This window comes from Burkholderia sp. M6-3 (genome assembly GCF_050858985.1).
Classification (GTDB): domain Bacteria; phylum Pseudomonadota; class Gammaproteobacteria; order Burkholderiales; family Burkholderiaceae; genus Paraburkholderia; species Paraburkholderia caledonica.
This window is the reverse complement of record NZ_CP110090.1, coordinates 1,428,296-1,450,666: the sequence shown is the minus strand read 5'-3', so window position 1 is coordinate 1,450,666 and position 22,371 is coordinate 1,428,296. Positions and strand designations below refer to the sequence as shown.

The following is a 22,371-nucleotide window of genomic DNA, read 5'->3' as shown; positions in this document are numbered from 1 at the left end:
GCGCGGCGTCGCCAGTCGAATTGACTTGCTTGCGGCACTGATGCGGACGGCGATAAGCTCGCCGTCCCTTTCAACATCTTACCTGTCACGATTCAAGCTGCGTTCGCGACCTGGCTGATTCCATGCGCAAGCACGTGGCGTACGAAAGGAAGCACACTCTCCCCTGCGAGCATGCCGAGCAGACCGACAAGCGCGATCGTCGGCGGCGCCGGCGACTTCACGTTGATAACGCTATAGACGAGCCCGACCAACATTCCGACAGCGAGCGACACGAGGTAAGGTTTCATGAAGTTTTCCAGTTCCGAGCAGGGAAACAACGCTCACATTTCGAGCACAACACGCCCACGGGTCCCAGCCTGGACCGCCTCGTATGCAGCCTTTGCATTTTCCAGCGCGTATCGTTGCGCAATCACCGGCGGCTCGAAGCTTCCTTTCTCAAACTCGGCTCTCAGCGCATCCATGAAGGGTGCAGAGTCAGCAACGCCAAGCTTCGCGCTGTCCGCCCCGTATAGCTGTGTCTCGTTGTGATAAAAATCAATCAGGTCGAATTCGACGCGCCGCTTGCCAGTGGCACTGATTTCAACCACGCGCCCGCGCCGCTTCGCAAGCGAAAGCGCGAGCTCAAACGTTACTCCGCCCACCGCATCGTAGACGAGGTCGACGCCACCGTTTGCCAGCTCGCGCACACGCAGTGCTGCGTCCTCCGATATAGGCACGTAATGGTCGATGAGGCGACCGGCAGGTGAATCCGGAAGCGGTTCATGACGGTCCACTGCTATCACTCGCGCGCCGCGTGCTTTTGCAATTTGCGTCACAGCACCGCCAACGCCGCCCGACGCACCAATCACGGCGATGGTTTCGCCCGCGGAAAGTCGTCCGTAGTCGACCGTGCCTAGCCATGCAACGACGAAATTGACGCCAATGGAAGCGGCTTCGGCGTGTGAAAGATTGGCCGGCTTGCGCGACAGCGCTTTCAGGGGAATTTGCACAAATTCAGCGTGAGTCCCGTCGCGCGTGAAACCAATGTCGCCTCCCGTGCCCCAAACCTCTGCTCCGATCCACTCGGCAGGACCTTCGACCACAACGCCGCTGAAATCGCGGCCAGGAATTCGCGGAGGTACGGTGTGCGAGAAGTGACCCGAAACATTCTTGACGTCACTAGGATTGACCGACGCCGCCTTGACCTGAACCACCGCCTGCTCTGCATCGGCATGCGGGGTCTCCAGATCGAGATACTCGAGTACGCTCGGGTCACCGAACGAGCGGAATTGAATTGCTTTCATGGCCTGGTCCTTTGACGGTTCTGGCTGCACTGGAGTCAGTGCATGCATTCACGAGTCAAAGTGTAATGCGTGATGCGGCGGGCGTTGCAACAAGGACTTCTGTGTTTCGAACAAATGCAGCGGAGCGTCCGATTGTGCTCACGTGGGCACTCACCACCCCACAGCGGCAATCAAGACTCAGTCGGCTCGGCAGCGACTTATCGTTTGCAGAAACGGGCTACAGCCTCTGCTATTGCAGCCTTTCCTCTACCGCCGCCGCTTCGCAAAAGCGGCACAATCGAGTCATCGGTTCTGACATGGAACAGAAAGTGCTGCGTGCAGCGCTCGTGAAACCAACGCCGGAGCTCGCTGAGCGCGCGGCTTCCGCTTGAGGGAAAGCTAATGGGCTCGCAACGAACAGAGTGTCAACGGCCAGTCTTGGCGACTAATTGCCGTGGCCTTATCGGCAACATGAAAACGACGGCGCTCGTTTCCACCCATGGGTCCATTGATTTCATGTGCTATCCGCGCATGGATTCGCCCACCATCTTCGCCGCGTTGCTGGATAAAGAAGGTGGCCAGTTTTCAATCACTCCATGCTCTGCCGATTTCACCTCGAAGCAGATGTATTTGCCGGAGACTAACGTCCTCCTGACCCGCTTCATGACAGGCGATGGTGTTTGCGAGCTTGTCGATTTCATGCCAGTCGTCAATGACTCCAAGGGCAAACTCTCACAGTCGACTGCAAACTGCGTGATCCGGGCGGTCAAGGTTCTATTTGGCTCGATGCACCTGTCGATCTCCTGCACGCCGCGCTTCAATTACGGGCGCGCTGGCCACACTGTCGAGCAGACAACGGGGGGCTTCCGGTTCGTCCCTGACGATGGCGCCGCACCTCTTCTCCTCCATGCGTCAACATCACTTGCATGCGACCGCGGCACCGTTGAAGCCACAGTGAAGCTTAGCGAAGGCGACACGCTTTGCATCGTGCTCGGTGCTGAGGCAGAGCTCGCGGAAGAGAATATTGACTGTGAGGCGCTGCTCAGCGATACCGCCGATTTCTGGAAGCGCTGGTCTTCCCAGTCGTCTTACCGCGGTCGATACCGGGAGATGGTTCTCCGCTCGGCGCTTACCCTTAAGCTACTCAGCTCGAGTGAGCACGGCGCGATTGTCGCGGCGCCCACCTTCGGACTTGCTGAATCGCAGGACGGCTCGCGTCGATGGGACTACCGCTTTACGTGGATACGCGATGCCGCGTTTTCCGTCTATGCGCTATTGCGGCTCGGCTATACGCAGGAAGCGGAGCATTTCATGCAATGGATTGCGGACCGGAACCGGGACTGCGCTTCGGACGGCTCCCTCCAGGTGATGTATGCCGTCGACGGTCGGCCTGTGCCAGAAGAAGAAGCCCTCGAACCGTTTGGCGGCTCAACAAGTAGCTTTCTGATAGGCAACGCTGCCCGGGACCAGAAGCAACTGGATGTCTATGGGGCGCTCCTCGATGCCGTGTACCTGTACAACAAATATGGCGTCAGCATATCGTACGAAGGCTGGCGTCATGTAGCGCGAACTGTGCAGTACGTGGTCGCCCACTGGCGGGAGGCGGATAGCGGAATCTGGGAGTTGCGAAATGGCGCCCGCCCGCTGCTCCATTCTCGCCTCATGTGCTGGGTGACTATTGACCGCGCCCTGCGGCTTGCTGAGAAGCGTTCTTTGCCGGCACCGTTCAGCGACTGGTTCGCCGCAAGGGACGAGATATATCGCGACATCCACGAGAATTTCTGGAACCCCGAGCGCAACACCTTCGTCCAGACTCCGGGCTCGACCACGCTCGACGCCTCCGTGCTGATGATGCCACTGGTACGGTTCATCGGCCCGCAGGACCCTCGCTGGATCGGAACGCTCGACGCAATCGGCGCAGAACTGAAGGTGGATCCGCTGATATTCCGCTACACGCGCGGTTCGACGCTCGACGGCCTGCCCGGTATGGAGGGTGGTTTCAGCGCGTGTTCGTTCTGGTACGCCGAGGCTCTCGCGCGCTCCGGAAGAGTCGACGAGGCGCGCCTCGTATTCGAGAAGATGCTGGCTTACGCGAACCACGTCGGCCTGTTCTCAGAGGAAGTCGCCACGACGGGAGAATCCCTCGGCAACTTCCCGCAAGCGTTGACTCACCTCGCCCTGATCAGTGCTGCTTACCGGTTAGACCGTGACCTCGATGGAAACCAGGTTCCGTGGACCTGACACTGGGACACAGGGCAGCAATCCGTCCGGATGCAGGCCGCAACACCCGTCTGGAACGACCGTGTAAGGGTTCGACGGAACCGGAGGCGGACAGGCAGTGAACGCTCGGCAGGTACGCCGCTTGCGAAAGTTGGTCGAGTTCTCTCTACCAATATCGCGTGATGTCCACCGTACTGCTCGTCGACGATGACCTTGAAAACAGATGGGCGCTTCAACTGGCGCTGGAAAGTCGCGGCCACCGGGTAGTGCTAGCCGGGAATGGATGGGACGCGCTACGCAAGGCACAAGCCGATTTTCCGGAACTCGTCCTCACCGATCTGGAGATGCCTGAGATGAGCGGCAGAGAGCTTTGCCAGCGTCTCAAGTGCCGGCCCGTATTTTCCGACATACCGGTCGTGTTGCTGTCAGCCATGCCGGAACCCGAAGAAGAAGGGATGCGCTCATGGAATGCGTTCCTCCGGAAGCCAGCCCCGATTGAAGTGTTGCTCGATACCATCGACACGTTCATCGCCGCACGTCTGACTTACGCACGCTCATCGCAGCGCGCCGAGTATCCCATTGTGGTGCGATGGAGAGCTATCGATTCGCGATGCTGGCCTTGACTGCATCGGAGCGCGTAGCCAACTTTGGCGCGTCGTCACTTTAGGTCGTGACGGTGCGGATTGGAAATTAGCTTCATCCATGCTTTCCGCCGAAACAAGCACACCGTCGTCCGGCTCACGCTCTTCGGTGAAGGAAAATTCACTGTGTTTGAGCATCCCGTTCTTCTTTCTCGGGATTCAATCGAGTCGTCGCGACGTTGCACTGTTCAGGCGCAACGGCAGTCCATAGTGCCGAGTCAAGTCTTGGGCCGGGCCGCACCAGACGCAGCGCATGGGAGCCGTCGCCAAACGCGAGGCATTCTATCTCCAAGCAATCCCCAACCGGTTCCGATACATTGCGACAGACGCCGCGAAAGTGCTTGAAAGGAAGCCCTCCTTCTCGCAGCATATCGAGAGCCGATGGCTCTCCGTCGAGTTCTTCCATCGTTAATCGGCATCTATTTAGTAAGGTTGTTGCAGCTTCGGCGTCGTGCATCTTCGTACCCCGTTGGAGAGTCGTGGCGAATGCCGCCGGGGGGCGGTGTTCCAATTCACAACGCTAGCAATTTTTGTGCAACGCAGCACTGCCGAGCGCTGTGCGAACGGCCTGACCGCAGCGGGCGACTGTGCGGCCCCCCGGTTTGATACGTCGCTTCGTGCCGCATGACAAAGCATTGCAACGGATGCAAATCCGGCATCAACGCAGGGAAACTTTCTACAAAGCGGAGGGCGACATCGCCTTCACAAAACCTTCATAAATCGGCCGGCGAAGGTTTTCTGCGATAGAAACGTTGTCCGCCCGCCCTTTGACAGCGCGCAGCGTCACGCGCGGGTCAGGAGGCCAGAAGGAATGGTTTTTGCCCATACTGGTGCATCGCGCAATATGAGGAACCATCATGACTTTGGACGGCAGCAAACCCATACCCGACCGTGACGCGCTGGCGGAATCCAGCTTCGCGACCTACGCGAACCCGTTGGTCACCGAGGCCATCGGACAGGTGTCGGCTCTGCGGGACGATGCAGACGCCGAGAAGCTCCACAAACTTCGCATCGCGCTGCGCCGCTTGCGTACTTTGCTCTGGGCGTACCGGCCGATTCTCGATGAAAAATTCGACAACGAGCAGCGCGCCCTCTTCAAGTTCATGGCCAACGCAGCGGGCAACACGCGCGACTGGGACATATTGATCAAGCTCGTGGAGAAAGACAGTGACCAGGCTCTTCTGGATGCATTCAGAAAAAGTCGAAACGAGACGGCCGAAAAAAGCGCCGAAACTTTAAGTCACGCACATCTCGACAAGACGCTACGCAATGCAGTGAGCGAAGCGAACCGGGAGTTGAACACATCGCCGACACGAACACCGCTGCGGAAATTCGCGCAAAAGCGGGTAAAGACGGCGCAGCAACAATTGAAAAAACGGATGCGCCACGCGTCGAAAGCGGGCAGCTCTGACTACAACTCGTATCACGATGTGCGCAAAGCTGGAAAGAAGGTGCGCTATCTCATCGAGTTCTTCGAGCCCTTGCTGGGCAAAAAACAGCGCAACGGACTGAAGGGACTCAAGCGGCTACAGAAGCATTTCGGCGCACTAAACGACGCCGTTGCGAGCCGTGACCTGCTCGACGCGAATCGCTCGTCGTTGCCTGCAGGCGTCGATGCAACGTCAGTCCTTCGTGCGTTGAAGAAAGAACAGCAGCGCCAGATTAAAGCAGCGTCGAAACTGCTTGGTTAGTTATGCGGGCCAGTCACCACACACGCCTCGCAAGGTGCTGTGGTGTACTGGCCCGTTGTGTGTTGTTGACGCCGCCGTGCGGCGAGCTAACAACGTGGCGTCATTCGAGCAACGGGGCAATCTTGTCCAGCGTCACAGAAGGGACAAAATCCTTGCTCTGATAAACCTTCGCCAATTCCGCTTCTGGTATTACTCGTGCTCCTGATGGCAGCGACGTGTCAGCCTTCTCGAATGCTGCTTCCCAGATGGCCGCAAGATAGCGCGCTCCCGCGCCCATCAGCCTTGCGGTATCGTCTCCAAAAGCGTCCCAGAGACCATCGACCACCTTCGCGGAACTGCCGCCGCCGAGGCGAATATATTCGTCGATCAGCTTGCTGGGAGGGAGCATGTCTGCCGCCTGCGCCATCAGCGTTACGGTGGCGAAAGCGGCATCGCGTCCGTTAGAAATGGCGGGGATCGTACCTTCGAAGCGTTTCGCTTGCGGAGCGATCTTGGGCAGCAACTCAGTCGAGTGCCGGTCGACCATCTTGTCTTCGTATGTCGAATGGACGCCCTTGCCCGGCCACGTCTTGCTGGTTGCGCCTGGGGCATCACGGTATCCGTCGGCATGATAGGACCCATGAAGCGGCTGACACGCATCGCCAACGTAGTGGGCCAACACCCCTGCTGCGCATAGGAATCGCGTATCGTCTCGGGCCTTCAACTGCCTAACCATCTCGTCAAAGATCTGCCACACGCGAAACGGCAGCAGCCCCTCTGAGCGACTGTCCGTTTGCCCTTCGTTTGCATACCACTGCAGCCATGCAGAAACGCTCATGTTGTCGATGCTGCTCAACGTGACGTCGCGCAAGGTCTTGCCGTTGGTATTCGGCTCGTCGATATCGGCATAATGGGTCGGATGTTCTGGCCCGGCGTTCTGTGCATAGTCCCGTCCGCCGGGCACACGCGCTGGCGTTTTCTTCCACACGAGGTCGGGCACATCGGCAAGTTCAACGAATTCGCCGTTGGCGAGTTTCGCGCGGATCTGCTCCGGCATCAGTTCATCAGGGCGAAAACTGATGCGCTCGATATTCGCCTTCATAAACTCCCGCAGTGGACCGTTCGCTACCGACTCGACTGCAGCGGTCGCGATGCTGTAATGACCCGTTTGTCCCCAGTACGGGTTAGCGCTTTGATTGTGGTCGCGGACCAGGTCGACGTCGAGCAACTGACATGCAGTGCTGAGCCCGCTAGCCAGCGCGTAGTTCAGACGCTTGTCGCCTACAAGCAACGTCTGGCCGCCCCATTCCACCGCCAACGGATGCAGCTTGGGCTTTTCCTTGTCTCCAGACTTCAGATACCACACCGTGCCCGAATCACCAGCCTGGGTTTGCGTCGAGCCCGATGTGGGCGCGATGAGAAACTGCGAAACATAGTCATAGCCCGCCAACGATTTGTGGCGGTAGAAAAGTGCCTTGATCGTTCCGTCGAGCCGTCCCGAAGCGCTGCCGAATGCAGTCACGGGCTGGTCGACCAATCGAAGGCTCAGGCTCAGTTCATTCAGGTCAGCGATCTCCTCAGGCGTCCCTTCGATACCGAAGGGCTGGCTCGACCAGTCGTTGACGTCGTGGACTTCGACGAGGCCAATGTCTAGCGTCAAATAACTGCGGCTCCCGGGAAACTCCGGAAAGACGGACGTGAACGGTTCGCGCGTCAGTTGTCGCTCAGAGGCGATGCCGATTTCGACGACCGCGCCGCGCAGACGCGCTTTAACAGGACTTCCAGGCTCTCCGCACACGTGCCGATTCGTGAGCGCATAGGTTGTATGGCCGTCGGTCACGAGACAACCTACGCTCGCGGCGCGTTCGACACCCTGCGCCTGCGCAAGCAGCGGACATCCGCCGCCAATATAGGTCGAGGGCCAGCGGGTATCGGCCGGAGCGTTTGGTGACGGCTCGGTCTCCTGCACTGCCACGACACAAACAGGAACTGCGCGGCCGTCCGGCATATAAAGCGTACGTGGCACCATGTGGTCCGGGTCGACCTTGCCAAATCCGAATTCCGTCGCATCCACCCAGTTGCGTACGAGCACAATGACTGCAGGCCACGAATACGGACGCACTTCCGAATTGTCGAACGTGCGAATGCCTTTCTCGAGTGGCGACCTGCTTCTGTCGGAATCGGCATTGGCCCCGGGCCAGGGGTCGTCTTTCCGGATCAGGTACAGACCCACAGCCGTGCCCACGACGTTCGCCTTGTTCGACAGATGCCAGTGGTAAAGCTCTCTGGCTTCGAGCAAGTCCTTCAGTGAGAGGCTCTGGAAATTCTGCTGTGTGGACAGTGGGCTCATCTCATCACCTTCGCGAGTTCGACCAGGAGCGGCCGGTTAGGATGCGCGTCGTGGGATGAGAAACTGCCCGCTTCGCGCACGTTCGCATTCAGGTTGGATGACCCATGTGACAACTTCGCGAAAGCGTCGCCGGCGCGGTCGCAACGCGGGCTTTCCAGGTCGCGGCGGACCGCAGATGATTTAATCGACCCTTGATTTACAGGAACATCGTGTGGGTGGCGCAAGGAACACGTCTCAGTCCCTTGCGCGCTGCCAACAAGTAAGAAGGCGCGCGAGCGGAGCGCCGCGACCGCCTGCTTTCATCCTTTCGCGGGGCGCCCCGTCTTCACCGCTTCTACCGCGGTCACGGCCGCCAGAAGACGTTTCAACGCCGCGGCCTCGAGCATGAGTAGCCCCGCCCGCAACAGCTCGCTCTTTTTGACGGATACGCCCGCGTCCAGACATTTCTGCTTCAGGGCCGCAATCTTTTCGTAGTCGGATTTCGGCATCGTAAAGCTGTCTCGCACCACCTTTTCCTTTCTTGCACGACGGGGCTTCTGTTCAGTCTGCGCCTTTACTTCTTCCTGCTTCGAAGCAGCGGCGCGCTTTGCTTTCGGTGCCGCTTTCGTCGGGACAGGATTGTTGGCCGCAGACTGCTCGGCAAGTGCGGCCTGCGACACGTCATCGCTTTCCTGACCTTTCGAATTTTTGGGGAAATGAAACGCCTTTTTGGTTGGCTGTCGTAAAGTCGGAGCGCCCATGGCTGATCCTTTTTCGGATAAGGGTATAAACAGTATATACGGTTATTTATCCGGAAAGTGGTCGATAAGTGGCCGATGCAAGTGCCCGGCGTGCGCAGCGTGCTTCCTGACTACGGCGCGCCGGTTGCGTGTGGACCAACTCCGGTCCGCCGCCCGCGCCTGCATATCGTCTGCGGGTGCCGAAGAATCGGTCCTTGACCATCTCGACCCAGTATCATGTCGCGTCGTCGTCGATCGGTTTGACGTGCCGCGAAAGCCCATCGCCGCTGCGGCTCCAGGCCTTTAAGCACAGGCCAACCCCGCCCCTCTGAAGAGCCGGCGTCGTTGACTTGGCGTGCTTCGTCCCGTATTGTTAAATGGACCCTTGGAGTGAGAGGTGGGCCTGCGGCAACCGCTCGCCCAATGCAACGAGCCTTGCTTTGTGGCACTCTCCGGTCTCCATCATCTTTGGATAGCAGCATGCCTGGTTACACTGGCGAGCTTGCCCGACGGCCTGCCCGGGCACCCGATTACGCAGCCGAAAATCAGGCCCTCGTCGCTCTCGCCCGGGCCCAGGCAGGCTCGCGCGAAGAACTTCTCCAGGCAATTGCGGATACGGCGCTATTGCTCTGCTCGGCGGGCAGCGCAGGCATCAGCCTCATCGAGCAGCAACAAGGCGAGCAGGTGTTCCGCTGGCTTGCCGTATCGGGACTCTGTGCCGGCCTTCAGGGAAAGACGACCGCATGGGAAGACTGCCCCTGCGGAGTAACTTTGCGGGCCGGCACCGCCCAGTTGTTTGTCGAGCCACAGACGCAATTCCCATGTCTGTCATTTCCCGGCATAAGCGTCCCGGAAGGTGTCGTCGTTCCTATCAATGTAGGAGGCAGGGACCTCGGTGCGATTTGGGTCATGTCCCACCGGGACGACTGCAGATTCGACCTCGAAGACGCCCGGCTGTTATCGAACCTTGCCGTCTTCGCGGGCTCTTCGCTGACAATCGTTGACGCACGCGACATCAGCGAGGAAAGCGAGCGCAGGCAAAACGAATTCATCGCGATGCTCGGGCACGAACTGCGAAATCCGATGGCGCCGATCGACAGTGCGATTGGCGCAGCCAGGCATCTCTGCGCCGACAACCAGCGAGCGGCCCGCGTGCTGGATATTGCACACAGGCAGATGCGCCACCTGCGCACTCTCGTAGACGACCTGCTGGATGCCGCGCGCCTGCAGCACGGAAAGCTCACCATCAAGCTCAGCGACACATCGTTCAACGACATTGCGTTCGATGCGCTGTCGGCGATCAGGCATCACATTGAAGCGCGCAAGCACAAGCTGACGGTCACCGGCCTCGACGAGCAGCTGCCTGTCCGTGCCGATCATGTGCGGCTGAGTCAGGCCCTCGGCAATCTGCTGTCGAACGCCGCAAAGTACACCGCAGTCGGCGGCGACATCCGGATGAGCGTCAGCATCGAGCCTTCGAATTCCTCTGACGGCGTCTCTGACTCGGTGCTTGTCGAGATTCAGGACAATGGCATCGGTATCGAAAGCGTCGCTCAGCAACAGATATTCGAACTATTTGCCCAAGGAGCGAGAGGCGCCGCGCGGGCAGATGGCGGCCTCGGCATCGGACTAGCCGTTGCCAAACGCATGGTCGAACTCCACGACGGCGAAATCTCGTTGCGCAGCGACGGTCCAGGAAATGGTACGACGGTACGCCTTCGACTACCGATACTGAGGCCTGTCGCTGATACGCAAGTCGCTCAGCAGGTGCAGGCGCATGCGGAGACGAAACGGGCGCGACTGATGGTCGTCGACGACAATCGCGACGCGTTGGAGGCACTCGGGCTTCTGCTCGAAGTGGAAGGTCATGAAGTCACCACGTCGGACAACGGCACCGACGCAATCAAGCTGATGTCAGAGCGCCGCCCGGACATCGCACTTATCGATATCGGAATGCCGGTGATGGACGGATTCGAGGTCGCACGCCTCGTCCGGCTGAATCCCGAACTTAACGGCATCGTGCTGGTGGCACTCACCGGCTACGCAGCGGAATCAGACAAGTCCCGAGCGCTTGCCGCTGGTTTCGACTTCCACCTGACGAAGCCGCTTTCGCTGGACAAACTCGAATACATCCTGTCCAACCGGTCCGAAGGCACGCTTAGCGGTATGGTTTGAAGCCGGGGTGCCGCGCACCGGTTTGTATCGCCATCGTTGGTTCCTGATCCGCAGCTCCCTCTGATCGGCCAGCGCTTTCGCAACAGCCGCGGCATGCGGCTTGCTACGCCTTCAAAAACCTCGACGTCCCACTGGTCGTCCTCCCGCACTGCCCGCCGCGCCGCGGGACCGGTGCTGCAATGACGGGGGGAAGACTGGCGTCGATCTGAATTGCACGACCCGGCAGTCCATCGAAAAACGATAAGTTGCGGAGTTCACGGAGCCGATGCAGACATCTCACCCAGCGCACCCGGTGGCAATATTCCTCGGCAAGACACATTTCGCTGCCGACGATCCGCTCGCCCTCGGCGCTGTATTGGCGGACCTCATCGAACACGAGTTCGATCGCCCGCCCCACATGCCGCTGCCCGGTCATGGCGAGACTCTTTCGCGTTGGCGTGTTCTCGCCGATGTCGCAGCGCACGATCTGGGTCTCGTCAAACTGTACGAGGGCCACACCGACGCCCTGGCGATCCTCGCGGAGCTTCATGGCCCCACGCCGCCGAGTGGGAGCAAATGGGGCGTCTGGGCGGCGGAATCACCCAACGCGCGCGTCCGTGCAACGCGACAAACCATCGGAAGCAATGGTGCCGACGTGGTCCTCGACGGTACCAAAGCGTGGTGTTCAGGAGCAGGCGTTCTCAGCCATGCACTCGTGACCGCGTGGCTCGACGATCAGCCAGTGCTCGTTGCCGTCGCTATGCATCACCCTTCCGTTTCGATCGATACCTCGAACTGGCAGGCCGTCGGTATGCAGGCCACCGCAAGTGCAGACGTAACTTTTCGCGGCACACCCGCGACGCTCGTTGGCGACGCCCATTCTTATGTGAATCGGCCCGGCTTCTGGCATGGCGGCGCTGGCATCGCGGCGTGCTGGTACGGAGCCGCGGCGCGCATCGGCGAAATGCTGCGTGACGCCTGCCGGCAGCACGCGGACCCGCACCGCCTCGCCCACTTGGGGGCAGTCGATTGCGCGCTGGCAGGCGCGGCATCGGTGCTGAGGGAGACGGCCGCGAATATCGACGCGCATCCTCACGCCATCGTGCAGCGCGAGGCACTGCGTGCGCGGCTGGTCGTCGAAGATGCAGCCACTGCCGTGATGCGTCACACCACGCGCGCACTCGGCGCCGGACCGCTATGCCGCAACGGCCGCTTCGCCCGCGCGATCGCGGACCTGCCCGTGTTCATTCGACAAAGTCACGCTGAGCGCGATCTGGCGGCGCTCGGCGAAACGCTCCTTGAAGAAGGTGGCGGCAGCACGCACACCTGCGAACCGGAGAACTCCCCGTGGACGCTATGACGCGCGACGCCGACCGCTATTTCGATGACCTGTACAAACACAGCGACGATCCGTGGAACCTGCGCAACGGCTGGTATGAACGCCGCAAGCGCTCGCTCACGCTCGCCGCTCTGCCACGCGAACGTTACCGCAATGCGTTTGAGCCCGGATGCGCAAACGGCGAATTGACCGCTCAACTTGCGACGCGTTGTGACGCACTACTTGCCGTCGACCTGCACGAGCGCGCGGTGCGTGCCGCATGCGAGCGCGTGGCGCACGCGCCGCACGTGCGTGTCGAGCAATGCGCGGTGCCCCGAGAATGGCCGACGCAAAGCGGACCGTACGACCTGATCGTCGTGAGCGAACTGGCCTATTACCTCGGCGACAGCGAACTGGAAATGCTCGCCGCACGGATCGCCGACACGCTCTCTTCCGACGGCACACTGCTCGCGTGTCACTGGCGCTGGCCCTTCGCCGAAGCGTTGCAGGCGACTACCAAGGTGCATGCGCTACTCGATGCACGCTGTGGCTTGACGCGGCTTGTGCATCACGAGGAAGCCGATTTCATCGTCGATGTCTGGTCGCGCGATGCGCGCTCGGTAGCGCAACACGAGGGCCTTTTATGATCGGTGTTGTCGTTCCCGCACACAACGAAGAGGCGCTGCTAAAGCCCTGTCTGATAGCGCTCGCCGAGGCGTCGTGCCATCCCCTGCTTGACGGCGAAGCTGTGCGTATCGTCGTCGTACTCGACGCGTGCGACGACCGCACCGGCGTCATTGCACATGCCCACGGCGCGCAGACGCTGAGCGTAAGCGCGCGCAACGTCGGCATAGCACGCGCGGCCGGCGCCGATCTGCTGCTGGCCGAGGGGGCACGCTGGCTGGCCTTCACCGACGCCGACAGCCGCGTCTCGCCGGGCTGGCTCGCCGCGCAGCTCGCGCTGGGCGCCGACGCTGTTTGCGGGTCGATCGCCGTGGACGACTGGAGCGAGCATCCGCAGAGCGTGCGCGATTTCTTTCGCGCGACATACATGGATGCGGACGGCCACCGGCATGTGCATGGCGCCAATCTCGGCGTCAGTGCGCAGGCATATCTTCGCGCGGGCGGTTTCCCGCCCTGTGCGTGCAGCGAAGACGTGGGGCTTGTCGATCGGCTGATCGCTACGGGCGCACAAATCGCATGGAGCGCAGCACCGCGCGTCGTGACGAGCGCACGAACGGCAGTACGCGCACGCGGCGGTTTTGGCGATACGCTCGTCTCATGGGCGGCGAGCTAGCGCACAGATCTTTCGCGTCGCTATGCATTGCCGCGAAAAAATGGAGCAATGCCCGTTCAGAACGGACTGATGCCTGACATGCCACCGTCGACTGCGAGGTCGGCGCCGGTCACGTATCCGGATGCATTCGACGCAAGAAAGAGGATTGCCGCAGCAACTTCGGCGGGTTCGGCCGGCCGCTTCATGGGAATCACATTCGACCATTCCAACAGTTGCGCGTCCGATATGCCCAACGTATCGAAAATTGGCGTAAGGGCGACTCCCGGTGAAATGCTGTTCACCCGCACGCCGAGTTCGACCAGATCGGCTGCAAAGCACTTTGCCAGCGAGACCACCGCCGCCTTCGAAGCGCAATATGCGGAAAAATTCTTCGTGCCTTGACTAGCCGCGAGCGACGCCACGAGGACGATCGACGCAGGTCGGGCGAGGAACGGCAACGCCTCTCGTACCGTCGAGAACACGCCGCCAACATTGATGTCGAGGAGTTCGGAAAATTGCGCCAGCGTCGTCTCGCGTAGTGGAGTTTGCCGGGAGATGCCTGCATTCGCGACCACCACATCGACATTGCATTTGAAACGGCCTACAGCTGTCTGATATAGCCGTTGCATGTCTTCCGGGTTCGCGGCATTCGCCATGACCGGCAACGCGTTCTCGCCGAGTTTGTCCGCGGCCTGCTGGAGTTTTTCCGCGTTACGCCCGCTGATCACCACGCGCGCGCCTTCCGCTATAAATCGCTCAGCGGTTGCGAAGCCTATGCCGCTGCTGCCGCCCGTCACCACTGCCAGAGCATGCTCGAGTTGCATTGCGTTATCCCCGCAAGTTGACGACCAATGCACGGCCCGGCCGGACTGCGCGCGTCGTATGGCCGGTGCTCTGCAAATCGTTTGCAATGAAAACCGAGCCTGCTGCAAAACGCTGCGCTGTGTCCCGCCCTTGCACGCTGATTTCCAGTTCCCCTTCGAGCACCACGACATATTGTCGCGATGGCGGGTTGTGCCAGCCGAGAAAGTAATCGCCATCGAATTCATGCATAAGCACGCTTTCGCATGACAGCGGCGAAGACAACGAGACGGCGACACCGTTGAACAACACCGGACTTGTTTCAAAGTCCTGGATAGCCCTGAAGTTAGAGTGTCCGTCGGTGCCCGTGTATATCTCGACGCATTCCATCGGACCTCCTTTTCTCGTCGACGAACAGGCGTAAGCGGTCCGGCATATGTGCAGACGATTCCACACGGCCATCAACCGCTTGCGGACAACAAACGAGTCTAGGAGGTGAAACGCAAAAGATCACGCAGGCTCTGTGTGAACTGGCTACGCGTTGAAGCCACCGTCGATCGTCAGGCTCGCACCGGTGACGAACCCGGCGTCCGGTCCGACAACATAAGCCACCATGCCGGCGATCTCGTCAGGATGTGCATGACGCGGCAGTGCCATGAGGCCATGCAATGCCGATGCAAAGTCGCCACTTTCCGGATTCATGTCGGTGTCGGTCGGGCCAGGCTGCACGTTGTTGACTGTGATCCCGCGCGGGCCGAGGTCGCGTGCAAGGCCTTGAACGAGTCCTTGCAGCGCCGACTTGCTCATCGCATAAGCAGCGCCGCCCGCAAAAGGCATACGCTCCGCGTTGCAACTGCCGATGTTGACGATGCGCCCACCATTTCCCATGTGCGGAAGCACTGCCTTGATGGCCACGAACACCCCGCGCACGTTGACTTCCAGCGTCTTGTCGAAGTCTTCCAGCGAGAAGGTGTCGACCGGGCCCATCAACAGCACACCGGCGTTATTGACCAGGATGTCGATCTTGCCGAGCGCCGCCGCTGCTTCGTCGACGGCGCGCGTCAGTGCCGCTGCGTCGCCTGCGTCGGCCTGCAGCGCGATGGCGCGCCCGCCCGCAGCCGTGATGCTCTCCGCGAGATCGTTCGCAATCGCCGCCGAGCCTTTGTAAGTGAACGCGACAGCCGCACCGTCGCGCGCCAACCGTCGCACGATGGCGGCTCCGATACCGCGGCCGCCGCCGGTTACAAACGCCACTTTGCCGTTGAGGGTTGAGTTCATGATGTCGTTCCTTATTGAATTGAGTGCATGAAGTATGGGCTCGACACCTGGTTACCGGTAGCGTCTAATGTAGAGTTGGTCTTTCAACCATTTGTATCGAATCACGATGGAAGCGTTGAACTCGATCGAGTCGTTCGTCCTTAGCGCGGAGTCAGGCAGCTTTTCGGCAGCCGCCCGTCGACTGGGCCTCACGCCCGCAGCGGTCAGTAAGAACGTCGCTCGCCTCGAGGCGTCGCTCGGGCTGCGGCTTTTTCAGCGCACCACGCGCAATCTCACGCTCACGGCGGCCGGCGAACGTTTCCTTCGGGACGTGGCCGATCCGTTTTCCGCGGTTCGCGATGCCATTGCAAATGCAGCCACGCATGAAGGCAAACCCTCCGGCTCGCTGAAGGTCAGCATGGCGTTGGCATTCGGTCGTGAGTATCTGCTGCCGTTGCTCGGCGAGTTTCTCCAACGCTACCCTGCGATCATTCCCGACTGGCACTTCGACAATCGCCCGGTCGATCTGGTCGCGGGCGGTTTCGACGCCGCGATCGGCGGCGGCATCGAACTGACGCCGGGAGTCGTCGCACGCGAACTCGCGCGGACCCACGTCATCGTGGCAGCGTCCCCTTCTTACATGGCGACACGGGCAATGCCCCGTCATCCCGGCGATCTGGCGGACTTCGACGGCATCGTGCGGCGCTCGGCTACATCGGGACGTATGCGTTCATGGACGCTGCGTAACCAGGTCGGTGAGCAGGCCGAGGCCGAGTGCCGTCCGAAGATGATTTTCGACGACCCCGAGGCGATGGCTCACGCGGCCATGCTAGGCCACGGTGTCGCATTCCTTCCGATGCCGCATGCGGCGCGCTGGCTCGCGAGCGGGGCTCTGGTGCGCCTGCTGCCCGGCTGGTACGCGGACCACGGACCGATTTCGATCTACTATTCGAACAAAAAACTCCTCCCCGAAAAAACGCGTGTGTTCATCGACTTCGTGGTCGCTGCTTTCCGGGAGCAGAGGCTCGCGTCGAAGTTCGACGCGCGATAGCACGAGACGCGCCCCCCATCTGTCATCGCGGCTCGACAGCCGCGAATCTGGTCGCTGCACGCCGCGCGAGGGAAAACCCCTAAACCGTGAAGCGGGCTGGTCCGCCCCGCCACGCATGGGCCTCGGCATCGCATACCTCGAATCGTTACCCTGACGATAACGAACGCCTGGCAAACGTCATTGAACGGTCATCTCGCGCTCCCATAGACTCGGGCCATATCAAAAGAATTAGCAACCGCCTGGCATGAGGTCAGAGCAAGCACATGGCGAGCTCGAGCCGACAGCATTTGGATGAGACACGGGACAGGAGACACGAATGATCATTTATGGAACTGCGCTGCTTGCTTTCTGCCACCTCGCCGGTCTGTTTCTCGGCGACCTGCTCGGGGTCGCCATCGGCGTGAAGACGAACGTTGGCGGGGTCGGCATCGCGATGCTGCTGCTGATCTTCCTGCGGCTCTATCTGCACGGAAAGGGTCTGCTACCCAAGGAAACGGAAGCAGGCGTGGGCTTCTGGGGCGCAATGTACATCCCTGTCGTCGTCGCGATGGCGGCCAACCAGAACGTCGTAGCCGCGCTCAAAGGCGGGCCCGTCGCGCTGATTTCGGCACTGGGCGCCGCAGCCTTGTGCGCCGTCTGTATCGCCGTGCTCTCACGCACCGGTCGCGACAGCACGTCGTTCATCGGCAGCCCGCAACCCGAAGAAATCTGAAGCAGGAGCCAGCCATGATCCAGATGCTCGACAAAGTACTGATACACAACGGCCTCGTCACGGCGTTCGCGCTGGTTGGGCTCATCATGTGGGTGTCATCGGTGATTTCGCGCAAGCTCACGTTCGGGCGCGTGCACGGCTCGGCGATCGCTATCGTGATCGGACTCGTGCTCGCTTACTTCGGCGGAGTTTTCACCGCGGGCCAGAAAGGTCTGGCGGACCTGCCGCTCTTCGCCGGCGTCGGTCTGATGGGCGGCGCGATGCTGCGGGACTTCGCAATCGTCGCGACGGCCTTCGAGGTACAGGCCACCGAAGCGCGCAAGGCCGGGCTCATCGGCGTCGTCTCGCTGCTGCTCGGCACAGTGCTGCCGTTCATCGTGGGCGCAAGCGTCGCTCACGCGTTTGGCTATACCGATGCGGTCAGCATGACGACCATCGGCGCGGGTGCGGTGACCTACATCGTCGGACCGGTGACGGGCGCGGCGATCGGTGCAAGTTCGGACGTGATCGCCCTCAGCATCGCGACGGGCCTCATCAAGGCGATCATCGTCATGATCGGCACGCCGCTCGCGGCCGGTTTCATGGGACTCAGGACGCCCCGCTCCGCAATGATCTTCGGCGGCCTTGCGGGCACGGTGAGCGGCGTGAGCGCGGGACTGGCGGCCACCGACCGGCGGCTCGTTCCTTATGGCGCGCTGATCGCCACGTTTCATACGGGCGTGGGCTGCCTGCTCGGACCCTCGCTGCTGTTCTTCACGACGCGCGCACTGGTTGGCGGCTGAACCTTATCGCAGCGGTTTCGCGGGTGACGCGTGACGACTGTTGTGCGACGGCAGGCGCCGCCGTCACGCGCCGCCTCGCGAAACAGGCGCAAGCGGCCCCGAACACGTGCACCAACTGTTATGCGCACGACAAAGCCGCAGCCCAAAACCTCAACCGGCGTTTCTTGTTCGAAGACGGCACACGGCCATGAGCGCAAGCAGATTCGGATCGCGCTCGCGTGCCCGCAGGAAGCTGACGCCGATCGTCTGGCGCATCATGTATTGCGGCTTGAGCGGGATGAACTGCACCTTGTCGCCGAATACGCCTCGCACGCGGCCGGGCAACAGCGTATAGCCGACGCCTCCGCTCACCAGGTTCATCAGCGAATAGATGTCGCCCACTCGCATCGTCACGTTGGGCGTGAATTCCGCGACGCGAAATGCTTCCTGGAAGCCGTGATAAGTCGCAAACCCCTCGCCTAGCGAAACGAAGGTTTCGTCGCGGCAGTCGCGCAGATCGACGGCATCGAGGTTTGCATACGGCGAATCCGCGGGTGCGGCGAAGAAAATATCGTCTTCGAAGAGCGGGATCGATTCGACCTCGGGCTCGGCATCGGGCAACGCCATCAGTGCCGCATCGATCGCACCCTGCTTGAGCTTCTCGATCAACTCCGCGTTCGGACCGAGCACCAGTTCGACCTGAAGTGCCGGCCGCCGCACTTTGAGGTCGACGACGATGCCCGGCACGGTCCTGATAGTCAGCGAATACAGCGACCCGATCTTCAGGCGATCCGACGAATAACCCGCGGCCTCGCGCGTCGCCCGGATGCCATCGGACATCAGCGTGATCACTTCTTGCGCGACGTCGGCGAGCATTTGCGCCGCATCGGTGGATTTCAGATTGCGGCCTTCATGACGAAACAGTGCGCAGCGCACACCCTGTTCGAGCGAGTGCAGCGCGCGATGCACGCTGACCGTGCTCACGTTCAGCGCCTCGGCCGCCTTCGCGAGACTGCCGGTCTGCATGAATGCGAGCAGCACTTCCAGTTTGCGGAAGGTAATCTCATCGTCGATTCGGTCGCGCATGTCGAGCTGTGGAACGGTCGAAACCGTCAATTATCGGCTCGCGTACGCCTGCGGCAAATAGCGTTATTCCCTCACGGGCTGAGCGAAGCAGCCGACGCGGGCACGCGTTGCGTCAATTGCTTGAGTCGTATCAGTTGCGTGGCTGATGGCGCTGCCAGTACCACCCGGGTATCTGATGCAGCTCGCTTAACTGCTTGCTGCGGCGATGCTCCCGCCGATAGTGACCTACGGTGAAGACGATCGCGATCAGGAGGACCGTTACACCCAGCACGATGCTAATCAGTTCTTCGTTCATTACCGCCCTTCGTTCAGTACATGGTTCTGGCCGTGACTGCTGCCCGGCTCAGCGCTTTCGCGCCACCGCGTTGAGCATGGAATGGCCCGCGCCGGTCACATGCAGGCGCTGGTGACCGCCAGCGAGCTCCTCGAGGGCGACCAGCTGACGTTCAAGCAGCGTGTCGAGTTCTTGCCTACACATGTCGATCTGGTCGGGCGCGGCCTTGACGAGCATCAGCGTGGCGAACTCTTTTGGACTCAGCATGGGGTGTCTCTCACAAATTTTGTATTAATACAGACGGAAGAACGAATTACCTGCCAGCCGTTCCATTCCGGTAAATTTCGACATTTATCCCGCGGTTTCACTAATTTGCGGCAGAGATACGTCGGGTGAACATTCTAAACTGAAAGGTACGGTGGTCATCAATCGAATAAACCATCGACGCCCGAGAAATGATAGCCGCTATATAAACATATGATATACCACTTTAGCCAAAAGCCCGGTGCATCTGGGGCTCATCTGTCCGTCGCCTTCAGCGACGGATGCGATAAATGCCCCACGCAATTCTCGATATGACAATTGAATGTCACCGGCCAATAGACTAAATGGGGTGAAAATAAATCGACACTTAATTACTTCGCAAAATGCCCGACGCTGTTCGAATTAGTCCAAACAATTATTAATCCGCGGGACGCGAATATTCGCGAGACGTCAACGTCCCTGAAAGACATATACAACGTTCAGCGTGCGGGACAGTCACCGCATCACCGCCCTTTATCTGCCTGTAATGAGCGAGCCGACCCAGCGCGACTCAGAGGCTCTCAAATGCGAGCGCATGGCGGCTTGCGCTTCGAGTGGATCGCGTGCGCATAGCGCCCCAACGATTCTTTCGTGCTCGAAGAGCGCGGCGCTCCACGTCGAAGCATTCTCTGTTTGCATTCGCAGCTTCCTGGCAATGGGCGCGTGCCGCTCGTCGAACAGTTCGCCGACCAACCGCGTGAACACCGCGTTCTGCGCGATCTCGGCAATGCAGATGTGAAACTGCCGATCTTCTTCCATCGGCGAGGCGCCTTGCTCAATCGCGCGACGCATATCCGCGACGAGTGCCTGCAGACGTGCGAGCCCCTGGTCGGTGAGACGCGCGCATGCCAGCGACGCGACACAACCTTCGATTGCCGCGCGCGCCTGCATGATGTCGCTCGGGCTATCGCCTATCTTGTCGCGAAGCGCGTCCGGGACCGGTGCGATGGAGCGAACGAAGACTCCCGCGCCCATCCGGATCTCGACGACGCCTTGTATTTCGAGCGCAATCAAAGCCTCGCGCACCGAGGGTCGCGAGACATTCAGCTGCAGCGCAAGGTCACGCTCGGGCGGAAGCCGGTCGCCCGTCGACAGATGGTTTGTCGCGATATAGGCCCGGATCTGATCCCCGATCAGGTGATAGAGCCGACGCGGTTGTACCGATTTGAGTTCCACGGTCCGAATCCCTGACGTACCTAACTGGCCTTACCAAGTACGGTGAAAATATGGGCGAATCACCGGTTTATCTTGAGAATATGCGTATCTGCGAGCCGTCAAACTCCGTATTTACCCGCAAATCGTCGAAGTGGCTTGACCAATTCTGAAAGGGAAAGTTATTCTACGTTCAGCGAATGCAAGGCTAGTTCAGCTTCGGTTCCGGCTTCGATGGCATCACGCGGCAACGGCGCCGCTGTCAGGGCAGCCATCCGCGCCCTCGCACACGATGTTTCCGTCCTGCTCCAACTTTTCGATAAAAAAGCCCACATAGGTCATTTAGTCATGCTTACAGTTGTCTGCGAGAAGCCCGGCACTCTTCGATCCGAAACGCGCTCGATTCCCGAACGTGGGCCGGGCGAAGTATTGCTGCGGGTCAGGCGCGTCGGTGTCTGCGGAACCGACATGCACATCTTCACGGGCAATCAACCGTACCTCGAGTACCCACGCGTGATGGGCCACGAACTGTCGGCCACTGTCGAGGCCGCCGACGCGGAGTCCGGCCTCGCTGCCGGCGATGCGGTCTACGTCATGCCTTATCTGTCCTGCGGCACATGCATTGCCTGCCGCAACGGCAAGACCAATTGTTGCGTGAACATCAAAGTACTCGGCGTGCATCGTGACGGCGCAATGACCGAATATCTGAGCGTACCCGCTCAATTCGTTCGCAAAGCGGAAGGCGTTACGCTCGATCAGGCCGCGATGGTCGAATTCCTCGCCATTGGCGCGCACGCTGTCCGACGCGCGGACGTCAGCGCCGGCCAGCGCGTGCTGGTCGTCGGCGCGGGACCCATCGGCATGGCTGCGATGATCTTTGCGGGCCTTCGCGGCGCAACGGTCACCGCGCTCGACTCGAGAGCCGACCGCTTGAAGTTCTGTTCCGCGAAGCTAGGCGTGGCAGCGTCGGTCACCGTCGGTAACGGCGACATTCAAGCGCTGAGCGAGCTGACGGACGGCGAGTTCTTCGATGTGGTGTTCGATGCGACCGGCAATCCGGACGCCATGCGCCGCGGCTTCGAATTCATCGCACACGGCGGAAAATATGTGCTGATCTCCGTCGTGAAGGACGTCATATCGTTTTCGGATCCGGAGTTCCATAAGCGCGAAGCAACGCTGCTGGGAAGCCGCAACGCGACGCTCGAAGACTTCGACACGGTTCTCGATGCGATGCGTGCGGGCAAAATCCCCGACGCCGCTTTGAACACGCACCGGTTGCAGTTGTCGTCTCTTCCCGCCGATTTCTCGAAGCTGCTCGATCCGTCAGCAGGCGTCGTGAAAGCGATCGTCGAATGCTAACGAAC

At 60.5% G+C, this 22,371-nt stretch carries 22 protein-coding genes; 11 read left to right on the top strand and 11 right to left on the bottom strand.

The genetic code is table 11. The features are described from left to right. Window positions 1–92: 92 nt before the first annotated feature. Together OH764_RS06275 and OH764_RS06270 are read right to left on the bottom strand one after the other, a co-directional pair. Window positions 93–287, bottom strand: a complete 195-nt coding sequence (locus OH764_RS06275) for a DUF1427 family protein (protein WP_498848415.1) — start codon at window positions 285–287, stop codon at window positions 93–95. A 33-nt stretch (window positions 288–320) separates the two neighbouring features. Beyond that, on the bottom strand, window positions 321–1,283 hold the full coding sequence (locus OH764_RS06270; protein ID WP_498848414.1) for a quinone oxidoreductase family protein: 963 nt from the start codon (window positions 1,281–1,283) through the stop codon (window positions 321–323). Window positions 1,284–1,664: 381 nt separating this feature from the next. On the opposite strand from OH764_RS06270, the gene OH764_RS06265 reads away from it, so the two are divergent. The 3 genes from OH764_RS06265 to OH764_RS06255 all read left to right on the top strand — a co-directional run bounded on the left by OH764_RS06265 (window position 1,665) and on the right by OH764_RS06255 (window position 5,814). Beyond that, complete coding sequence (locus OH764_RS06265; protein WP_498848413.1) at window positions 1,665–3,503, top strand: glycoside hydrolase family 15 protein; 1,839 nt, start codon at window positions 1,665–1,667, stop codon at window positions 3,501–3,503. A 161-nt stretch (window positions 3,504–3,664) separates the two neighbouring features. Further along, window positions 3,665–4,105 (top strand): response regulator, encoded by a 441-nt coding sequence (locus OH764_RS06260; protein ID WP_498848412.1) that lies wholly within the window; start codon window positions 3,665–3,667, stop codon window positions 4,103–4,105. 875 nt (window positions 4,106–4,980) lie between these two features. Beyond that, window positions 4,981–5,814 (top strand): CHAD domain-containing protein, encoded by an 834-nt coding sequence (locus OH764_RS06255; protein WP_498848411.1) that lies wholly within the window; start codon window positions 4,981–4,983, stop codon window positions 5,812–5,814. A 100-nt stretch (window positions 5,815–5,914) separates the two neighbouring features. Here the strand turns inward: OH764_RS06255 and OH764_RS06250 are convergent, their stop codons facing one another. Both OH764_RS06250 and OH764_RS06245 read right to left on the bottom strand, forming a co-directional pair. Next, window positions 5,915–8,143 (bottom strand): phospholipase C/P1 nuclease family protein, encoded by a 2,229-nt coding sequence (locus tag OH764_RS06250; protein WP_498848410.1) that lies wholly within the window; start codon window positions 8,141–8,143, stop codon window positions 5,915–5,917. A gap of 299 nt (window positions 8,144–8,442) precedes the next feature. Further along, entirely contained in the window at window positions 8,443–8,883 is a 441-nt protein-coding gene (locus OH764_RS06245; RefSeq protein WP_498848409.1) for a hypothetical protein, read from the bottom strand. 459 nt (window positions 8,884–9,342) lie between these two features. Here OH764_RS06245 and OH764_RS06240 point away from each other — a divergent pair, with 459 nt between their 5' ends. The 4 genes from OH764_RS06240 (at window position 9,343) to OH764_RS06225 (ending at window position 13,631) form a co-directional block, all read left to right on the top strand. Next, window positions 9,343–11,037: a hybrid sensor histidine kinase/response regulator gene (locus tag OH764_RS06240; RefSeq protein WP_498848408.1), complete on the top strand. Its 1,695-nt coding sequence runs from the start codon at window positions 9,343–9,345 to the stop codon at window positions 11,035–11,037. 265 nt (window positions 11,038–11,302) lie between these two features. Beyond that, window positions 11,303–12,376: an acyl-CoA dehydrogenase family protein gene (locus OH764_RS06235; protein ID WP_498848407.1), complete on the top strand. Its 1,074-nt coding sequence runs from the start codon at window positions 11,303–11,305 to the stop codon at window positions 12,374–12,376. Then, window positions 12,373–12,981, top strand: coding sequence for a class I SAM-dependent methyltransferase (locus tag OH764_RS06230; protein ID WP_498848767.1), 609 nt, complete (start codon window positions 12,373–12,375; stop codon window positions 12,979–12,981). The genes OH764_RS06235 and OH764_RS06230 overlap by 4 nt, the downstream gene beginning before the upstream one ends. After that, window positions 12,978–13,631 carry a glycosyltransferase family 2 protein gene (locus tag OH764_RS06225; RefSeq protein ID WP_087752169.1) on the top strand — a complete coding sequence of 218 codons (654 nt, stop codon included), beginning with the start codon at window positions 12,978–12,980 and terminating at the stop codon, window positions 13,629–13,631. The genes OH764_RS06230 and OH764_RS06225 overlap by 4 nt, the downstream gene beginning before the upstream one ends. 56 nt (window positions 13,632–13,687) lie before the next feature. Here the strand turns inward: OH764_RS06225 and OH764_RS06220 are convergent, their stop codons facing one another. The 3 genes from OH764_RS06220 to OH764_RS06210 form a co-directional block, all read right to left on the bottom strand. After that, window positions 13,688–14,434, bottom strand: coding sequence for an SDR family NAD(P)-dependent oxidoreductase (locus OH764_RS06220; RefSeq protein WP_498848406.1), 747 nt, complete (start codon window positions 14,432–14,434; stop codon window positions 13,688–13,690). 4 nt (window positions 14,435–14,438) lie between these two features. Then, window positions 14,439–14,663: a cupin domain-containing protein gene (locus tag OH764_RS06215; RefSeq protein WP_498848405.1), complete on the bottom strand. Its 225-nt coding sequence runs from the start codon at window positions 14,661–14,663 to the stop codon at window positions 14,439–14,441. 282 nt (window positions 14,664–14,945) lie between these two features. Continuing rightward, entirely contained in the window at window positions 14,946–15,689 is a 744-nt protein-coding gene (locus tag OH764_RS06210; protein WP_498848404.1) for an SDR family oxidoreductase, read from the bottom strand. Between the two features lie 106 nt (window positions 15,690–15,795). Between OH764_RS06210 and OH764_RS06205 the strand changes: the two genes are divergently transcribed. The 3 genes from OH764_RS06205 (at window position 15,796) to madM (ending at window position 18,213) form a co-directional block, all read left to right on the top strand. Next, window positions 15,796–16,719 carry a LysR family transcriptional regulator gene (locus OH764_RS06205; protein WP_498848403.1) on the top strand — a complete coding sequence of 308 codons (924 nt, stop codon included), beginning with the start codon at window positions 15,796–15,798 and terminating at the stop codon, window positions 16,717–16,719. Window positions 16,720–17,035: 316 nt separating this feature from the next. Then, on the top strand, window positions 17,036–17,431 hold the full coding sequence (gene madL, locus OH764_RS06200; protein WP_498848402.1) for a malonate transporter subunit MadL: 396 nt from the start codon (window positions 17,036–17,038) through the stop codon (window positions 17,429–17,431). A gap of 14 nt (window positions 17,432–17,445) precedes the next feature. Further along, window positions 17,446–18,213 (top strand): malonate transporter subunit MadM, encoded by a 768-nt coding sequence (gene madM, locus OH764_RS06195; RefSeq protein ID WP_020065695.1) that lies wholly within the window; start codon window positions 17,446–17,448, stop codon window positions 18,211–18,213. Between the two features lie 150 nt (window positions 18,214–18,363). On the opposite strand, the gene OH764_RS06190 is transcribed toward madM, so the two are convergent. From OH764_RS06190 to OH764_RS06175, 4 genes are all read right to left on the bottom strand, one after another. Next, window positions 18,364–19,278: a LysR family transcriptional regulator gene (locus OH764_RS06190; RefSeq protein WP_020065694.1), complete on the bottom strand. Its 915-nt coding sequence runs from the start codon at window positions 19,276–19,278 to the stop codon at window positions 18,364–18,366. A gap of 130 nt (window positions 19,279–19,408) precedes the next feature. Further along, window positions 19,409–19,573 carry a hypothetical protein gene (locus OH764_RS06185; RefSeq protein ID WP_498848401.1) on the bottom strand — a complete coding sequence of 55 codons (165 nt, stop codon included), beginning with the start codon at window positions 19,571–19,573 and terminating at the stop codon, window positions 19,409–19,411. Window positions 19,574–19,621: 48 nt separating this feature from the next. Next, complete coding sequence (locus OH764_RS06180) at window positions 19,622–19,819, bottom strand: hypothetical protein (RefSeq protein ID WP_498848400.1); 198 nt, start codon at window positions 19,817–19,819, stop codon at window positions 19,622–19,624. Between the two features lie 510 nt (window positions 19,820–20,329). Beyond that, window positions 20,330–21,031, bottom strand: coding sequence for a FadR/GntR family transcriptional regulator (locus tag OH764_RS06175; protein WP_498848399.1), 702 nt, complete (start codon window positions 21,029–21,031; stop codon window positions 20,330–20,332). 324 nt (window positions 21,032–21,355) lie between these two features. Between OH764_RS06175 and OH764_RS06170 the strand changes: the two genes are divergently transcribed. After that, on the top strand, window positions 21,356–22,366 hold the full coding sequence (locus OH764_RS06170; RefSeq protein ID WP_498848398.1) for a zinc-binding alcohol dehydrogenase family protein: 1,011 nt from the start codon (window positions 21,356–21,358) through the stop codon (window positions 22,364–22,366). The last annotated feature ends 5 nt before the right edge of the window (window positions 22,367–22,371 follow it).

What these genes read in the sequence shown, in the direction of transcription:
- madM (WP_020065695.1), top strand. Translation starts at nt 17,446, where the DNA reads ATGATCCAGATGCTCGACAAAGTACTGATACACAACGGCCTCGTCACG.
- OH764_RS06185 (WP_498848401.1), bottom strand. Translation starts at nt 19,573, where the DNA reads ATGAACGAAGAACTGATTAGCATCGTGCTGGGTGTAACGGTCCTCCTG.
- OH764_RS06245 (WP_498848409.1), bottom strand. Translation starts at nt 8,883, where the DNA reads ATGGGCGCTCCGACTTTACGACAGCCAACCAAAAAGGCGTTTCATTTC.
- OH764_RS06205 (WP_498848403.1), top strand. Translation starts at nt 15,796, where the DNA reads ATGGAAGCGTTGAACTCGATCGAGTCGTTCGTCCTTAGCGCGGAGTCA.
- OH764_RS06235 (WP_498848407.1), top strand. Translation starts at nt 11,303, where the DNA reads ATGCAGACATCTCACCCAGCGCACCCGGTGGCAATATTCCTCGGCAAG.
- OH764_RS06215 (WP_498848405.1), bottom strand. Translation starts at nt 14,663, where the DNA reads ATGCATGAATTCGATGGCGATTACTTTCTCGGCTGGCACAACCCGCCA.
- OH764_RS06230 (WP_498848767.1), top strand. Translation starts at nt 12,373, where the DNA reads ATGACGCGCGACGCCGACCGCTATTTCGATGACCTGTACAAACACAGC.
- OH764_RS06170 (WP_498848398.1), top strand. Translation starts at nt 21,356, where the DNA reads ATGCTTACAGTTGTCTGCGAGAAGCCCGGCACTCTTCGATCCGAAACG.
- OH764_RS06240 (WP_498848408.1), top strand. Translation starts at nt 9,343, where the DNA reads ATGCCTGGTTACACTGGCGAGCTTGCCCGACGGCCTGCCCGGGCACCC.
- OH764_RS06255 (WP_498848411.1), top strand. Translation starts at nt 4,981, where the DNA reads ATGACTTTGGACGGCAGCAAACCCATACCCGACCGTGACGCGCTGGCG.
- OH764_RS06210 (WP_498848404.1), bottom strand. Translation starts at nt 15,689, where the DNA reads ATGAACTCAACCCTCAACGGCAAAGTGGCGTTTGTAACCGGCGGCGGC.
- OH764_RS06180 (WP_498848400.1), bottom strand. Translation starts at nt 19,819, where the DNA reads ATGCTGAGTCCAAAAGAGTTCGCCACGCTGATGCTCGTCAAGGCCGCG.
- OH764_RS06270 (WP_498848414.1), bottom strand. Translation starts at nt 1,283, where the DNA reads ATGAAAGCAATTCAATTCCGCTCGTTCGGTGACCCGAGCGTACTCGAG.
- OH764_RS06265 (WP_498848413.1), top strand. Translation starts at nt 1,665, where the DNA reads ATGGGCTCGCAACGAACAGAGTGTCAACGGCCAGTCTTGGCGACTAAT.
- OH764_RS06220 (WP_498848406.1), bottom strand. Translation starts at nt 14,434, where the DNA reads ATGCAACTCGAGCATGCTCTGGCAGTGGTGACGGGCGGCAGCAGCGGC.
- OH764_RS06190 (WP_020065694.1), bottom strand. Translation starts at nt 19,278, where the DNA reads ATGCGCGACCGAATCGACGATGAGATTACCTTCCGCAAACTGGAAGTG.
- OH764_RS06260 (WP_498848412.1), top strand. Translation starts at nt 3,665, where the DNA reads ATGTCCACCGTACTGCTCGTCGACGATGACCTTGAAAACAGATGGGCG.
- madL (WP_498848402.1), top strand. Translation starts at nt 17,036, where the DNA reads ATGATCATTTATGGAACTGCGCTGCTTGCTTTCTGCCACCTCGCCGGT.
- OH764_RS06250 (WP_498848410.1), bottom strand. Translation starts at nt 8,143, where the DNA reads ATGAGCCCACTGTCCACACAGCAGAATTTCCAGAGCCTCTCACTGAAG.
- OH764_RS06275 (WP_498848415.1), bottom strand. Translation starts at nt 287, where the DNA reads ATGAAACCTTACCTCGTGTCGCTCGCTGTCGGAATGTTGGTCGGGCTC.
- OH764_RS06225 (WP_087752169.1), top strand. Translation starts at nt 12,978, where the DNA reads ATGATCGGTGTTGTCGTTCCCGCACACAACGAAGAGGCGCTGCTAAAG.